This is a genomic window from Niallia sp. Man26 (assembly GCF_022049065.2).
GTDB lineage: Bacteria > Bacillota > Bacilli > Bacillales > Cytobacillaceae > Niallia.
On record NZ_CP095743.1, the window covers coordinates 108,126 to 123,022 of the forward strand.

Sequence of the window (14,897 nt, forward strand, 5' to 3'; positions counted from 1 at the left end):
GATACAAGCATGGCGAAAAGAAAGACAAAGTTCTTATGTCAGGAATGCGGCTATGAGTCTGCAAAATGGATGGGTAAATGTCCAGGCTGTGGAAATTGGAATACAATGGTGGAAGAAGTAGAAAAGGCTCCAGCACAGAGGAAAGGGGCATTTGCTCATTCTCAAGGTGTGACAATAGCTGCCAAGCCTATTCCTGTAACAAGCATTGAGACAGTTAATGAGCCTCGAATTAAAACAGATCTAGAAGAGCTTAACCGCGTGCTCGGAGGTGGGGTGGTACCTGGTTCTCTTGTGCTTATCGGAGGAGATCCGGGGATTGGGAAATCGACACTGCTCTTGCAGGTATCTGCACAATTAGCCCTGAAAAAACAGTCTGTTTTATATGTTTCAGGGGAGGAATCACAAAAACAAACAAAGCTGAGAGCGGACAGGCTTGGAGTTATGTCTGATGATCTCCTTGTATATTCAGAGACAAACTTAGAGGAAATCAGCAGAACGATAGAAAACTCAAAGGTAGATTTTGTGGTAATAGACTCTATCCAAACAATTTTTCATCCAGAAGTCACTTCTGCCCCGGGGAGTGTCTCCCAAGTGCGAGAGTGTACAGCTGAACTGATGAGGATAGGAAAGACAAAGGGAATTGCCATTTTTATAGTTGGTCATGTGACAAAGGAAGGGTCTATTGCAGGCCCAAGACTGCTTGAGCACATGGTGGATACCGTTTTATATTTTGAGGGAGAACGACATCATACCTACAGGATATTGCGGGCTGTTAAAAACCGTTTCGGCTCCACGAATGAAATGGGAATCTTTGAAATGAAGGAATTTGGACTGGAAGAAGTGGAAAATCCATCAGAAATATTTCTGGAGGAACGTTCACAAGGTGCTGCTGGATCAACAGTTGTGGCATCCATGGAAGGAACAAGACCTGTGCTTGTCGAGATACAAGCCCTTATTTCTCCAACAAGCTTTGGAAATCCAAGACGGATGGCAACAGGGATAGATCATAATCGTGTGCCATTATTGATGGCAGTACTTGAAAAAAGAGTTGGAATGCTGTTGCAAAACCAAGATGCTTATTTAAAGGTTGCGGGCGGAGTTAAGCTTGATGAACCGGCGATTGATCTTGCTATAGCTGTTAGTATTGCTTCCAGCTTCAGAGATAAGACCACAAGGGCGACAGACTGCATTATTGGAGAAGTAGGTCTGACTGGGGAAGTGCGAAGAGTATCCAGAATCGAACAACGAGTACAAGAAGCGGCTAAATTAGGATTTGAGCGCGTTATATTGCCTGCTAATAACCTATCAGGTCTTAGTGCTCCCAAGGGGATTGAACTGATTGGTGTCAGTTCTGTTGGAGAGGCGTTAAAAGCTGCCTTAGGAGAGTAACCGGACAAGTTCTATAGAAAAAACAATTGAAGTTGCATTATTGGTATGATAAAATGTAATGTTTAAATAATTTGACATTTAATTACCAAGAATGCTACTCTAAAAATAGCCAAAAAAGAACAAAAAGTTTGCTATTTAACTTTTTCATTACAAATAAAAAAATTCTCTGTAATATTAGGTTTCAAATTCGGGAATTTGTTTATAATGTGAAAGAGGAGGTGTAAGTATTGTTAAGACGGATTGTACAGGCATGTTTTTTAATTATTGGAGGGACTTTGGGAATCGTTTTTATTCCTGATTTATTAAATATGGTTAACTTAAATCATAATTTAATAAATAACCCTTATGTATCGGCAATACTTGGTGCCATTATTTTTTATTTTATTACTTTTTGGGCGATAGATTATATTGTTAATTTTATCAAGCTGGTGGAAGAAACCCTTGTTAAGGCTCCAATCACTGATATTATTACAGGAAGTGTCGGTTTAGCATTTGGACTGATATTAGCCTTCTTGATAGGCTATGCACTAACCGCCATAAAAGTACCGTTAATCAATACGGTCGCGCCTATTCTTTTAACTTTACTTTTTGGCTATTTAGGTTTTCAGGTAGGGTTCAAAAAGAGAGACGAGCTATCCACTCTTTTTGCAGCTAGAAAGAAGAAAGCAAATGAAGAGGAAGTATCAAAACCAGAAAAGAGCAATTTGAAAATTCTAGATACGAGTGTCATTATTGATGGAAGAATCGCTGACATTTGCCAGACAGGTTTCCTTGAGGGAACGATTGTAATTCCGCAGTTTGTACTTGGTGAATTGCAGCATATCGCAGATTCATCTGATGCTTTGAAAAGAAACAGAGGAAGAAGAGGTCTTGATATCCTCAATCGCATTCAGAAAGAGCTTGCAATCAAAGTGGAGATTTATGAAGGCGACTTTGAAGAAATTACAGAAGTGGACAGCAAGCTTGTAAAGCTCGCTAAAATTACAAATGGTGTTGTAGTTACTAATGATTTTAACCTAAATAAGGTTTGTGAATTGCAAAAGGTATCCGTTCTAAATATTAATGACTTGGCGAATGCTGTAAAACCAGTTGTTTTGCCAGGGGAAGAAATGAAGATACTTATTATTAAAGATGGTAAAGAGCATAACCAAGGTGTTGCCTATTTGGATGACGGCACGATGATCGTTGTTGAAGAAGGACGCAACTTTATAGGAAAACATATTGATGTGCTTGTCACTAGTGTTTTGCAGACATCGGCAGGAAGAATGATTTTTGCAAAACCAAAGTTATTAGAAAAAGCATTGTAATGGATGGGAGTTTGTTTTATGGCTTATGAAGTCATTATACCGGCCGCGGGTCAGGGGAAAAGAATGGGAGCAGGGAAGAATAAACTGTTCCTTAAAATAGACGGTCTGCCAGTATTTATCCATACTCTCAAGGTGTTTGAAAAGGATGAAAACTGTAGCAAGATTTGGTTGGTTACCAGCCCCCAGGATAAACAAGAAATGCATGGACTGATAAAAAGGAATAAAATAACGAAAATTGCTGCAATCGTAAACGGTGGAGATGAAAGGCAGTATAGTGTCTACAATGCTGTAAAGGAAATTTCAGATGATGCTATCGTCCTTGTTCATGATGCCGCTAGACCATTCATCGACCTTCATCAGATGAAGGAGTTGACGGAAGCTGCAGCAGCGAGTGGAGCATCTGTCTTAGCGGTCCCAATTAAAGATACCGTCAAAAAGGTAAAAGACGGGGTAGTTGAAGAGACAGTAGAACGTTCTAGCTTGTGGGCTATCCAGACCCCACAAGCTTTTCGTATTTCCTTGTTAAAAGAAGCCCATGAAAGAGCAATTGAAGAGGGGTTTCTAGGCACAGATGATGCTAGTCTTGTAGAGAGATTGGGGCAAGACGTTAGAATTGTCATGGGCAACTATGACAATATAAAATTAACTACACCAGAAGATCTATATTTTGCAGAGGCAATCATACAAAAAATAAAGTATAAATCTTAACAGCAAAAGGAGTACAAGACATGTTGCGAATAGGACAAGGTTTTGATGTGCATCAACTAGTAGAGGGGAGACCGCTTATAATCGGCGGTATTGAGATTCCTTATGAAAAAGGACTGCTTGGACACTCTGACGCAGATGTGCTTTTACATACTATAGCAGATGCTTGCTTGGGTGCTATAGGAGAAGGAGACATTGGCAGGCATTTTCCTGATACAGATCAGGCTTTCAAGGACTTTGATTCAGCAGTTCTGTTAAAAGAAGTTTGGAGTATGGTGAAGTCAAAAGGCTATGAGTTGGTGAATGCTGATTGTACAATTATGGCACAGCAGCCAAAAATGGCGCCGCATATTAAGGAAATGCAATCTAGAATTGCTGAGCTGTTGGAAACACCGCTTGAAAACGTAAATGTAAAGGCGACAACAACAGAGAAATTAGGATTTACAGGAAGAGGAGAAGGAATTGCCTCTTTGGCAGTTGTTCTTTTACAGAGAAAAGTGTAGTAACACTCTTTTAATGGAAAATACTAAGTGATAGAATAAACAAGAAATATTTATGAAACAAATTCGAGGAGGCAGAACCATGAGTAACGAAATACGTGTTCGTTATGCCCCAAGTCCAACGGGACATTTACACATAGGGAATGCGCGTACTGCATTATTCAATTATTTATATGCACGCAATTTGGGTGGGAAGTTTATTATCCGAATTGAGGATACAGATAAAAAACGTAATATCGAAGGTGGAGAGCAAAGCCAATTAAAATACTTAAAGTGGCTTGGCATAGATTGGGACGAAAGCGTAGATGTCGGTGGAGATTTTGGTCCTTACCGTCAATCAGAGCGAAATGACATCTATAAAAAATATTATAATGAATTGCTTGATCGCGGATTAGCGTATAAGTGCTACTGTACGGAAGAAGAAATTGAAGCAGAGCGGGAAGAGCAAGTAAAGAATAATGAAACACCGAAATACTCCGGCAAATGCCGTCATTTGACTAAGGAAGAACAGGCGAAACTAGAAGCGGAAGGCAGACAGCCTAGCATCCGAATTAAGGTTCCAGAGAATGTTGTGTATGAATTTGAGGACATGGTCAAAGGATCTGTTTCTTTTGAATCAGAAACAATTGGGGATTATGTTATAGTTAAAAAAGACGGCACCCCTACATATAACTTTGCGGTTGCTATAGATGATCATCTAATGGAAATTTCCCACGTTCTTAGGGGAGATGACCATATTACAAACACACCTAAGCAGCTGATGATTTATGATGCGCTTAATTGGGAGAGACCAGTGTTTGGCCATATGACTTTAATCGTCAATGAAAGCAGAAAGAAACTGAGCAAACGAGATGAATCTATTATTCAATTTATCGAGCAATATGAAGAGCTTGGCTATCTGCCAGAAGCACTTTTCAACTTTATTACCCTGCTAGGTTGGTCTCCAGAAGGAGAGGAAGAGCTCTTTACGAAGGATGAATTCATCAAAATCTTTGACGCAGCAAGACTTTCGAAGTCACCTGCTCTCTTTGACCAGAATAAACTGGCATGGATGAACAACCAGTACATTAAAAAGGCTGACCTAAGCAAGGTCATTGAGCTGGCGTTACCTCATCTTATTAAAGCAGGACTTGTTGAGGAGAACCGTTCAAGTGAAGAGGACAAGTGGGTTCATAATCTAATCGGCTTGTACCAGGAGCAAATGAGCTGTGGTGCTGATATTGTCGGTCTATCTACATTGTTCTTCAGTGAAGATATAGAGTATGATGAAGAAGCAAAAGAGGTATTATCTGGTGAACAAGTGAAGGAAGTGCTGTCTTCCTTTAAGGAAGAGCTGGATGCTTTGAGTGAATGGACTGCAGATAATATTAAAGCTGCCATTAAAAAAGTCCAGAAGGCTACAGGCCAAAAAGGCAAAAATTTATTTATGCCGATTCGTGTAGCTGCAACTGGTCAAACACATGGACCAGATCTTCCTAAAGCAATTGAATTGCTTGGATCTTCTAAAATTGAAAAAAGATTATTATCTCTAATTGGTTAACATTCTGATAAAAATGTAATATAGTAAAGGAAAACCAAATAAATAATAAATCGTAGAAGAGGAAAAGTAAAAAAAGGATGCTTTTTAGAGAGAACCATCAGCGGCTGAAAGTGGTTCAAGCCTCTCCTTTTTTGAAGTGCCCCTCTGAGTCCTATATTGAAAAACGAAAAGCAGTTTCTAGGTCTTTTGTTTAGTAAATAGAGGCGGTTCCTAACCGTTAACAAGGTTTGAGTGGAGATTATTGCCTAGGGAATAATCTAAACAGAGTGGAACCGCGCATATAAAAGCGTCTCTGTCTTTATGGACAGAGACGCTTTTTTTTGTAGGTATAAAGCAAAGTTGGGGGAATATAAACGGCTTTCATGTAAATAGAGAAGGAATTGGGAGGGTTAAAATGTTTAAGCGCATTAAAGAAGACATATCAGTAGTATTTGAACAAGATCCTGCAGCAAGAAGCACAATTGAAGTAGTCCTTACTTACTCTGGATTGCATGCGATTTGGCTTCATCGCCTTGCGCATCGTTTTTACAAACATAGATGGTTTTTTCTTGCCCGCACGATATCTCAATTCAGCCGTTTAGTAACTGGTGTAGAAATACACCCAGGAGCGACGATTGGAAAAAGGCTCTTTATAGATCATGGCATGGGAGTTGTTATAGGGGAAACTTGCGAAATTGGTGATAATGTGACGATATTTCAAGGGGTAACCTTAGGAGGAACCGGGAAAGAAAAAGGAAAGAGACATCCAACGGTCAAGGATAATGCGTTAATTGCAACTGGAGCAAAAGTATTAGGTTCGATAATTATTGGTGAGAATGCAAAAATTGGAGCCGGTTCTGTTGTTTTGAAAGATGTTCCGCCAAATTCCACAGTCGTAGGTATTCCTGGGACGGTAGTGGTGCAGGATGGTATTAGAATAAAAAAAGACTTAAACCACTCCGATTTACCTGACCCATTTGCGGAGAGAATGAAGGAATTAGAGAATGAGCTGCTTCATTTAAAAACCGAATTGAAAGAGCTGAAAAAGGAAGGGAGATATAGGTAATGCCTATTCAAATTTATAATACATTATCAAGGGAAAAAGAAGATTTTGTACCTTTAGAAGAGGGTAAGGTTAAAATGTATGTTTGCGGTCCAACCGTATACAACTATATTCATATTGGAAATGCAAGACCAGCAATAGTATTTGATACAGTAAGACGCTATCTAGAATTTAGAGGCTATGATGTAAACTTTGTTTCTAATTTCACTGATGTAGACGATAAATTGATTAGGGCTGCCAATGAGCTTGGAGAAGAGGTTCCTGCTATTGCAGACCGCTTTATTGAAGCTTATTTTGAAGACGTTACAGCACTTGGTTGCAAAAAAGCAGATACCCATCCTCGTGTAACAGAAAGTATGGATATCATTATTGAATTCATCGCAGCGCTAATTGATAAAGGCTATGCTTATGAGTCAGAGGGAGATGTCTATTATCATACTAGAAAATTTGAAGGATACGGTAAATTATCGCATCAATCAATTGATGAGCTTAGATCTGGAGCAAGAATAGCTGTTGGTGAAAAAAAGCAAGATTCTCTTGATTTCGCTCTATGGAAAAATGCAAAAGAGGGAGAAATCTCTTGGGAAAGCCCGTGGGGACAAGGAAGACCAGGATGGCATATAGAGTGCTCAGCAATGGTTAAAAAGTATTTAGGGGACACAATTGACATTCATGCAGGAGGACAGGATCTAGCCTTCCCTCATCATGAGAATGAGATTGCCCAATCAGAGGCATTATCAGGAAAGACGTTTGCAAACTATTGGATGCACAATGGCTATATTAATATTGATAATGAGAAAATGTCTAAGTCGTTAGGTAACTTTATTACAGTTCACGATATTCTGCAGATCCACGATCCACAAGTATTAAGATTCTTTATGCTGTCGGTTCATTACCGCAACCCAATCAATTACAGTGAAGAAGTACTAGAGAATACAAGAGCTGGATTGGAGCGTATTAGAACTTCTTACGATAACTTGCTGCACCGCAAGGTTACAAGCACTGACCTAACGGATACGAATGAAGAATGGCTGAATAAAATCACTAATTTGCATAATCAATTCATTGAAAGTATGGATGATGATTTTAACACAGCTAACGGTATTTCCGTGTTATTTGACCTTTCCCAGCAAGCTAATTATTACTTATTGGAAAAGACAACGTCAGCGGCTGTCATCAATGCGTTTATAAAAGAATTTGAAGAGCTTTTCGGAGTGCTTGGGCTTTCGCTTGCGCAGGAAGATTTGCTTGACGAGGAAATAGAAGCACTTATCGAGAAACGAAATCAGGCACGCAAAGAACGTAATTTCCAATTGGCTGACCAAATTAGAGACCAATTGAAAGCGATGAACATCATATTAGAAGATACGCCACAGGGCATTCGCTGGAAAAGAGGGTAATGAATGCTCCTTTACGATAAGAATATTGATGAAAAACAACTGAATAGCTTGGCTCTTGCGTATATGGGTGATGCTGTACTGGAGATATACGTCAGAAGGCATCTTCTATATAGCGGCAAGGTGAGGCCTAACCAGCTCCATAGGGAAGCTACTAAGTATGTTTCAGCAAAGGGGCAAGCAAAGGTCGTCCATGCGCTGATAGCGGAGGATTTTTTCACACCTGAAGAATTTGCGGTCATGAAAAGAGGCAGAAACGCAAAATCTGGGAGTATACCAAAAAATACGGATGTTCAAACATACCGGTATAGCACTGGTTTTGAAGCTGTGCTTGGGTATTTATATTTGTCTAAGGATGAGGAGCGGCTTGAAAAAATTATTCAAGCTGCCTTATCCATCATTGAAAAGCAGTAGGAGGAACCAATAGTGGATAATGATTATATTGTTGGAAAGAACGCAGTAATTGAAGCGTTAAAATCAGAAAGGGATGTCAATAAGATTCTTATTGCAGAAGGCTCCCAAAAAGGGCAAATGCAGACCGTGATCGGTTTAGCGAAAAATTCGAATGTACTTGTTCAATTTGTGCCAAAGAAAAAGCTTGATACACTTGTAGATGCAAACCACCAGGGGGTTGTGGCTCAGGTTGCCGCTTACCAATATGCTGAAATGGATGATTTGTTCGCACTTGCTGAAAAGCGAAATGAAGCACCATTTTTTATGCTGTTGGATGAGATTGAAGATCCGCATAATCTAGGCTCTATTATGCGTACAGCCGATGCTGTAGGAGCACATGGAATTATTATTCCAAGAAGAAGAGCAGTAGGGCTGACTGCAACTGTTGCTAAAGCATCGACGGGAGCGATTGAACATATCCCGGTTGTTAGGGTGACAAATATGGCCAGAGCGATTGATGAGCTCAAGGAAAGAGGAGTATGGATCGCAGGAACTGATGCGAAAGGCAAAGAAGATTACCGCAGGTTTGATGGAACAATGCCGCTTGGCCTTGTAATTGGAAGTGAAGGGAAAGGGATGGGAAGGCTCATCCGTGACAAGTGCGACTTTCTTATCCAGCTGCCTATGGCAGGTGCAGTGACATCATTAAATGCATCCGTAGCTGCAGCACTTTTAATGTATGAGGTATACCGTAAACGCCATCCAATTGAGGGATAATGATGGATATACTTATAGTTGACGGCTATAACATTATAGGAGCATGGCCAGAGCTCAATAAGTTGAAGAATAATGATTTGGCGGCTGCTAGAGATGCCTTGCTCGAGAAAATGGCAGAATATCAGGGGTATTCAGGGTATCGTGTCATCATAGTTTTTGATGCCTACTATGTCAGGGGTACGGAAAAAAAGTACAGAAACTCTAAGGTTGAAGTGATTTTCACAAAGGAAAATGAAACGGCTGATGAAAGAATCGAAAAGCTAGCAAAAGAGCTAAGCAATAGAAGAACACAAGTTCATGTTGCTACATCGGATTTTACTGAACAGTGGGCTATATTTGGACAAGGAGCTCTAAGGATTTCAGCGAGAGAGCTCCTGATAGAAATGGCTGATATTGAAAAAAATATCGAAAAAAAAGTAAAGCGAATTAAAGAAAGAAAGCCTGTAATTAAGATACCGCTTTCTAAAGAAATGGAAGAATTATTTGAAAAATGGCGCCGCGGCGAGAAATGAGTTGTTGACGCTTAAAAAAACCCTACTGTATAATGGTTTTATCCATGATTGTGCGGTCGGGGGGATCTGAATGAGTGCTGACAACAGGAGTAAGAGTAATGAAAGTGTTGAGAAGTATTTAGAACTTGATGATGAAACACTGGTCGAATTAGTTCATAAGGGAGAAAGTGATGCTTTAGACTTTCTCATTCAAAAATATCGTAATTTTGTAAGAGCTAAAGCTAGATCTTATTTCCTAATCGGTGCTGATAAAGAAGATATTGTTCAAGAAGGCATGATTGGTTTGTATAAAGCCATCCGAGATTTTAAAGGGGACAAGCTGTCGTCATTTAAGGCTTTTGCTGAATTATGCATTACGAGGCAAATTATCACTGCAATAAAGACGGCAACAAGACAGAAGCATATTCCTTTAAATTCCTACGTCTCTCTTGATAAGCCAATTTACGATGAAGAGTCAGATCGAACATTAATGGATGTTATTTCTGGAGCGAAGATATTAGATCCAGAGGAATTAATAATCAATCAAGAAGAGTTTGACCATATCGAAGTGAAAATGTCCGAGCTTCTGAGTGATTTGGAAAGGAAAGTGTTAGCTCTGTATTTAGATGGACAATCCTATCAGGAGATTTCAGAAGAGCTTAACAGGCATGTAAAGTCGATAGATAACGCTCTCCAAAGGGTTAAAAGAAAGCTTGAGCGCTACCTGGAGATCCGGGAGTTTTCACTGTGATAGTAACAAAACCGCAGAAAAGGCAATTAACTGACTAATATTGACATACATTCATGTCCATGTTACAGTTTGGGGAGATATAAAGGACGTAGTAGGTGTTATTTAATGAGAAATAAGCTTGTATTGGCTTGTGGAAAATGCGGCTCCAGAAACTATTCGACAATGAGCAGCAAAACCACAGATCGCCTTGAAGTGAAGAAATATTGTCAAACATGCAATGCACATACAGTTCATAAAGAGACAAAATAGCAAATGCTGCTAAGACAGGCTACCCGCTTTTAAATATGGAGGTAACGAAATGCAACGCACTGTTAACTTTTTCCGCGAAGTAGGCAGAGAATTAAGAAAGGTTAGTTGGCCGAAAAGAAAGGAACTGACTAACTACACAATCACCGTCCTTGCGACAGTAGTGTTCTTTGCTTTGTTCTTTGCACTAGTTGATATGGGAATTTCCGAACTAATTCGTTTAATACTTGAATAACTGTTGTCCACTCATGGTATAATGGTAACACAATAGGAAACACACAAAGCCCGGAAACGGGTTTTTTCATTGCTTGAAAATAACTATTAAGCTTTTTTATGGGATTGCTCTTTTTAAATGAATGCATTACATAAGGCATGAAGAGTAAAATAGCGTTAAGGAGGGACGGACATAACAGTCCTCAAATATGGAAAAAAATTGGTATGTAGTACATACTTACTCTGGCTATGAGAACAAAGTCAAAGCCAACCTAGAAAAACGTGTTGAAACAATGGGAATGCAGGATAAAATTTTCCGTGTAATCGTGCCGGAAGAAGAAGAAACAGATATCAGAAACGGCAAGAAAAAAGTCGTTAAAAGAAAGGTATTCCCGGGCTATGTTCTAGTGGAAATCGTCATGACAGATGATTCTTGGTATGTTGTCCGCAACACTCCTGGTGTAACAGGATTCGTTGGATCTGCAGGTTCTGGTTCAAAGCCGACTCCGCTTATGCCTGACGAAGTACAAGTTATTCTTAAGAGAATGGGCGTTGACGAACAACGTATTGATATCGAGTTTGAATTGGGTGAAACAGTTAAAGTAAATGAAGGTCCATTTGCAAACTTCACAGGATCTGTCGAAGAGATAGATAATGATAAAGCAAAAGTAAAAGTTTTAGTGAATATGTTCGGCAGGGATACACCTGTAGAGCTTGATTTTACACAAATTGAAAAATTTTAACCTGAAAAACTTGAAATGAACGAGAAAAAGTGTTAATATTTCAAAGGTCAGTATGTCTCAAAAGATGAGATGGAATATTGTCGCATTCTTTATGATAATATAAAGATTATATGTGTTGAGTGGGAGGGGAAAACCCCTATTACCACATCACGGACTTTAAGGAGGTGTGTCTCGTGGCTAAAAAAGTAATTAAAGTTGTTAAATTGCAAATTCCAGCAGCTAAAGCAAATCCGGCGCCACCAGTTGGACCAGCATTAGGTCAAGCAGGTGTTAACATCATGGGATTCTGTAAGGAGTTTAACGCTCGTACAGCTGAACAAGCTGGTTTAATTATTCCTGTTGAGATTACGGTTTTTGAAGACCGTTCATTTACATTTATTACAAAAACTCCACCTGCTGCAGTTTTATTGAAAAAAGCAGCTGGTATTGAGTCTGGTTCTGGTGAACCTAACCGTAATAAAGTAGCAACTGTTAAGCGTGATAAAGTACGCGAGATTGCTGAAACAAAAATGCCTGATCTAAATGCAGCTAGCGTTGAAGCAGCTATGCGTATGGTTGAAGGTACTGCCCGCAGCATGGGTATTGTTATTGAAGACTAAACCATATCCAATATGGTTCTGTTGATTAAGGTTGCGACATCTTTTGTTAGCGTCGCAACCTTTATTCGTGGGAGGTAATTCCGCTAAAACCACAATTCAAGGAGGAAATATAGTTATGGCTAAAAAAGGTAAGAAGTATTTAGAAGCTATCAAGCAAGTTGATCGTACTAAAGCTTACCCAGTTGCAGAAGCAATTGAACTAGTTAAAAAAACAAGCACTACAAAATTTGATGCATCAGTTGAAGTTGCTTTCCGTCTAGGAGTAGATCCTAAGAAAGCTGACCAACAAATCCGTGGAGCTGTTGTGCTTCCACACGGTACTGGTAAAACTCAACGCGTGTTAGTTTTTGCTAAAGGCGATAAGCTTAAAGAAGCAGAAGCTGCAGGTGCAGATTTTGTTGGAGATGCTGAATATATCACTAAAATCCAACAAGGTTGGTTCGATTTCGACGTTATCGTTGCTACTCCAGACATGATGGGTGAAGTTGGTAAACTTGGTCGCGTATTGGGACCTAAAGGTTTAATGCCAAACCCTAAAACTGGAACAGTTACTTTTGATGTTACAAAAGCAGTTAACGAAATTAAAGCTGGTAAAGTAGAATACCGTGTGGACAAAGCTGGAAACATCCACGTTCCAATCGGTAAAGTATCTTTCGAAGATGCTAAACTAGTTGATAACTTCACAACTATCTTTGAAACAATGCAAAAAGTAAAACCTGCAGCAGCAAAAGGAACTTACATGAAGAACGTTTCTGTTACTTCAACAATGGGTCCTGGCGTAAAAGTAGATCCTTCTACTGTTTGATAAAAATTGGCATTTGACAAAACAAGATAGATAGCCTATACTACATCTTGTTGTTAAAATAAATATAACATTTATACCAAAGACAGCAGGTGCTTAACGCTTAATTCCCTGCCGAGGTAATACGATAGACTTAACAGTTGTGTAAACGACTATTGTATATTCCTCCATGTCTTTTCGGATGTGGAGGATTTTATTTGTCGGTATGAATGTAATTCTACAGGAGGTGTAAAGATGAGCAGCATTATCGAACAAAAGCAGCAAATTGTATCTGATATCGCAGAGAAATTGAAAGCTAGTAAATCAACAATCGTTGTTGACTACCGTGGTCTTTCTGTTTCTCAAGTAACTGAACTTCGTAAACAGCTTCGTGAAGCTGGCGTTGAATTCAAAGTTTACAAAAACTCAATGACGCGCCGCGCTGCTGAAGCTGCTGGACTAAGCGGTCTTAATGATGCTTTGACTGGTCCTAACGCTATTGCATTCAGTAATGAAGATGTAGTTTCACCAGCAAAAATTCTTAACGACTTCGCTAAGAAAAACGAAGCGCTTGAAATTAAAGCGGGTGTAATTGAAGGAAATATCGCTTCTGTTGAAGATGTTAAAGCTCTTGCTGAGCTACCATCTCGCGAAGGACTTCTTTCTATGCTACTCAGCGTGCTTCAAGCACCAATCCGCAACTTCGCTCTTGTTACAAAAGCAGTTGCAGAACAAAAAGAAGAACAAGGAGCGTAATCTATTACGCTACTATCATGTATCCTAATAAAACACATACAAAACAAGGAGGAAAAATATAATGTCTAAAGAACAAATCTTAGAAGCAGTTAAAAACATGACTGTTTTAGAACTAAACGACCTAGTTAAAGCTATTGAAGAAGAATTCGGTGTAACTGCAGCAGCTCCTGTTGCTGTTGTTGGTGCTGCTGGTGGAGACGCTGCAGCTGAAAAAACTGAGTTTGATGTAGTTCTTGCATCTGCTGGAGATCAAAAAATCAAAGTTATCAAAGTTGTTCGTGAAATCACAGGCCTTGGTCTTAAAGAAGCGAAAGAACTTGTTGACAACACTCCTAAAGCTGTTAAAGAAGGAGCTACTAAAGAAGAAGCTGAAGAAATCAAAGCTAAACTTGAAGAAGTTGGAGCTAACGTTGAAGTTAAGTAATGTTAGTTTGGAAAAGCCCGCTGCATAGGCGGGCTTTTTTGACCTTGAAATAAACAAATGTTAAAATACATTTTGTTAATATCCTCGGAAGCATTTCTTCTATTAAATCTCCATGGAGGTGGTCAAGTATGACTGAACATTATTACTCTCGTTCCCAGAATGTTAGCAGTGATCCAAATTATTGGGACTTTACCCTAAAAGAAAACAAATTTCGTTTTAAGACAGACAATGGGGTGTTCTCCAAGAAAGAAGTAGACTTCGGTTCACGGGTATTAATCGAGGCTTTTACATACCCAGAAGTTGATGGCGACATACTTGATGTAGGTTGCGGGTATGGTCCAATCGGACTCTCTATTGCAAAAGAAGCGATGGATAGAAAAGTGCATATGGTTGATGTCAATGAAAGAGCATTGGCACTAGCGAAAGAAAATGCTGCTCTCAATCAAATTGGCAATGTTGTTATTTATGAGAGTGACAGACTACTGCAGGTAAAAGGGAACAAATTTGCAAGTATCTTAACAAATCCGCCAATCCGCGCAGGAAAAAAGGTTGTCCATGATATATTTGAACAAAGCTATGAGCATCTCATCAATAATGGAGAGCTGTGGGTTGTTATTCAAAAAAAACAGGGAGCTCCATCTGCTTTGGAAAAACTGGAACAGTTATTCCAAGAAGTAGATGTTGTTGATAAGCAAAAAGGTTATTTTATTATAAAAGCAAAAAGGATTGACTAGTCCGAATCGTTGTGATAGCATTGTATAATGCCAATATATTATTTTTCTTTTATCCATTTTTTTATTCAATTAATGTATAAAATTGGTGGATTTCGGAAAAGCTAACAAA

At 39.2% G+C, this 14,897-nt stretch carries 19 protein-coding genes and 2 other annotated features; all 19 genes read left to right on the forward strand.

Annotated features, from left to right (window positions below):
• Window positions 1-9: 9 nt before the first annotated feature.
• The 19 genes from radA (at window position 10) to L8T27_RS00660 (ending at window position 14,788) form a co-directional block, all read left to right on the forward strand.
• A complete protein-coding gene (gene radA / locus L8T27_RS00570) occupies window positions 10-1,389 on the forward strand; it encodes a DNA repair protein RadA (protein ID WP_192486448.1) in 1,380 nt (459 codons plus the stop codon).
• Window positions 1,390-1,616: 227 nt separating this feature from the next.
• Window positions 1,617-2,696: a PIN/TRAM domain-containing protein gene (locus L8T27_RS00575; RefSeq protein ID WP_192486447.1), complete on the forward strand. Its 1,080-nt coding sequence runs from the start codon at window positions 1,617-1,619 to the stop codon at window positions 2,694-2,696.
• A gap of 18 nt (window positions 2,697-2,714) precedes the next feature.
• Complete coding sequence (gene ispD / locus L8T27_RS00580) at window positions 2,715-3,404, forward strand: 2-C-methyl-D-erythritol 4-phosphate cytidylyltransferase (RefSeq protein WP_192486446.1); 690 nt, start codon at window positions 2,715-2,717, stop codon at window positions 3,402-3,404.
• Window positions 3,405-3,424: 20 nt separating this feature from the next.
• Window positions 3,425-3,904 (forward strand): 2-C-methyl-D-erythritol 2,4-cyclodiphosphate synthase, encoded by a 480-nt coding sequence (gene ispF / locus L8T27_RS00585; RefSeq protein WP_237940531.1) that lies wholly within the window; start codon window positions 3,425-3,427, stop codon window positions 3,902-3,904.
• 79 nt (window positions 3,905-3,983) lie between these two features.
• The gene (gene gltX, locus L8T27_RS00590; RefSeq protein ID WP_237940533.1) at window positions 3,984-5,441 is read left to right on the forward strand and encodes a glutamate--tRNA ligase; all 1,458 of its coding nucleotides are present in this window, start codon (window positions 3,984-3,986) and stop codon (window positions 5,439-5,441) included.
• A 44-nt stretch (window positions 5,442-5,485) separates the two neighbouring features.
• Window positions 5,486-5,738: a binding site (T-box leader), on the forward strand.
• 97 nt (window positions 5,739-5,835) lie between these two features.
• A complete protein-coding gene (cysE, locus tag L8T27_RS00595) occupies window positions 5,836-6,486 on the forward strand; it encodes a serine O-acetyltransferase (protein ID WP_192486443.1) in 651 nt (216 codons plus the stop codon).
• Window positions 6,486-7,883: a cysteine--tRNA ligase gene (gene cysS, locus L8T27_RS00600; protein ID WP_237940535.1), complete on the forward strand. Its 1,398-nt coding sequence runs from the start codon at window positions 6,486-6,488 to the stop codon at window positions 7,881-7,883. Before cysE ends, cysS begins: the two co-directional genes overlap by 1 nt.
• 3 nt (window positions 7,884-7,886) lie before the next feature.
• Complete coding sequence (locus L8T27_RS00605; protein WP_192486441.1) at window positions 7,887-8,294, forward strand: Mini-ribonuclease 3; 408 nt, start codon at window positions 7,887-7,889, stop codon at window positions 8,292-8,294.
• A gap of 12 nt (window positions 8,295-8,306) precedes the next feature.
• The gene (rlmB, locus tag L8T27_RS00610) at window positions 8,307-9,050 is read left to right on the forward strand and encodes a 23S rRNA (guanosine(2251)-2'-O)-methyltransferase RlmB (protein WP_192486440.1); all 744 of its coding nucleotides are present in this window, start codon (window positions 8,307-8,309) and stop codon (window positions 9,048-9,050) included.
• 2 nt (window positions 9,051-9,052) lie between these two features.
• Window positions 9,053-9,562 (forward strand): NYN domain-containing protein, encoded by a 510-nt coding sequence (locus tag L8T27_RS00615; RefSeq protein WP_192486455.1) that lies wholly within the window; start codon window positions 9,053-9,055, stop codon window positions 9,560-9,562.
• A gap of 70 nt (window positions 9,563-9,632) precedes the next feature.
• Complete coding sequence (gene sigH, locus L8T27_RS00620; RefSeq protein WP_192486439.1) at window positions 9,633-10,292, forward strand: RNA polymerase sporulation sigma factor SigH; 660 nt, start codon at window positions 9,633-9,635, stop codon at window positions 10,290-10,292.
• A 105-nt stretch (window positions 10,293-10,397) separates the two neighbouring features.
• Complete coding sequence (gene rpmG, locus L8T27_RS00625; RefSeq protein WP_192486438.1) at window positions 10,398-10,541, forward strand: 50S ribosomal protein L33; 144 nt, start codon at window positions 10,398-10,400, stop codon at window positions 10,539-10,541.
• A 49-nt stretch (window positions 10,542-10,590) separates the two neighbouring features.
• Complete coding sequence (secE, locus tag L8T27_RS00630; RefSeq protein WP_192486437.1) at window positions 10,591-10,773, forward strand: preprotein translocase subunit SecE; 183 nt, start codon at window positions 10,591-10,593, stop codon at window positions 10,771-10,773.
• A gap of 187 nt (window positions 10,774-10,960) precedes the next feature.
• On the forward strand, window positions 10,961-11,494 hold the full coding sequence (gene nusG, locus L8T27_RS00635; RefSeq protein WP_192486436.1) for a transcription termination/antitermination protein NusG: 534 nt from the start codon (window positions 10,961-10,963) through the stop codon (window positions 11,492-11,494).
• A 173-nt stretch (window positions 11,495-11,667) separates the two neighbouring features.
• Window positions 11,668-12,093 carry a 50S ribosomal protein L11 gene (rplK, locus tag L8T27_RS00640; RefSeq protein ID WP_141434103.1) on the forward strand — a complete coding sequence of 142 codons (426 nt, stop codon included), beginning with the start codon at window positions 11,668-11,670 and terminating at the stop codon, window positions 12,091-12,093.
• Window positions 12,094-12,208: 115 nt separating this feature from the next.
• On the forward strand, window positions 12,209-12,898 hold the full coding sequence (rplA, locus tag L8T27_RS00645) for a 50S ribosomal protein L1 (RefSeq protein ID WP_192486454.1): 690 nt from the start codon (window positions 12,209-12,211) through the stop codon (window positions 12,896-12,898).
• 58 nt (window positions 12,899-12,956) lie between these two features.
• Window positions 12,957-13,100, forward strand: a sequence feature (ribosomal protein L10 leader region).
• A 29-nt stretch (window positions 13,101-13,129) separates the two neighbouring features.
• Window positions 13,130-13,630, forward strand: a complete 501-nt coding sequence (gene rplJ / locus L8T27_RS00650) for a 50S ribosomal protein L10 (RefSeq protein WP_192486435.1) — start codon at window positions 13,130-13,132, stop codon at window positions 13,628-13,630.
• Window positions 13,631-13,691: 61 nt separating this feature from the next.
• Entirely contained in the window at window positions 13,692-14,054 is a 363-nt protein-coding gene (gene rplL / locus L8T27_RS00655) for a 50S ribosomal protein L7/L12 (RefSeq protein ID WP_192486434.1), read from the forward strand.
• Window positions 14,055-14,182: 128 nt separating this feature from the next.
• A complete protein-coding gene (locus L8T27_RS00660) occupies window positions 14,183-14,788 on the forward strand; it encodes a class I SAM-dependent methyltransferase (RefSeq protein WP_233318662.1) in 606 nt (201 codons plus the stop codon).
• Window positions 14,789-14,897 lie beyond the last annotated feature (109 nt).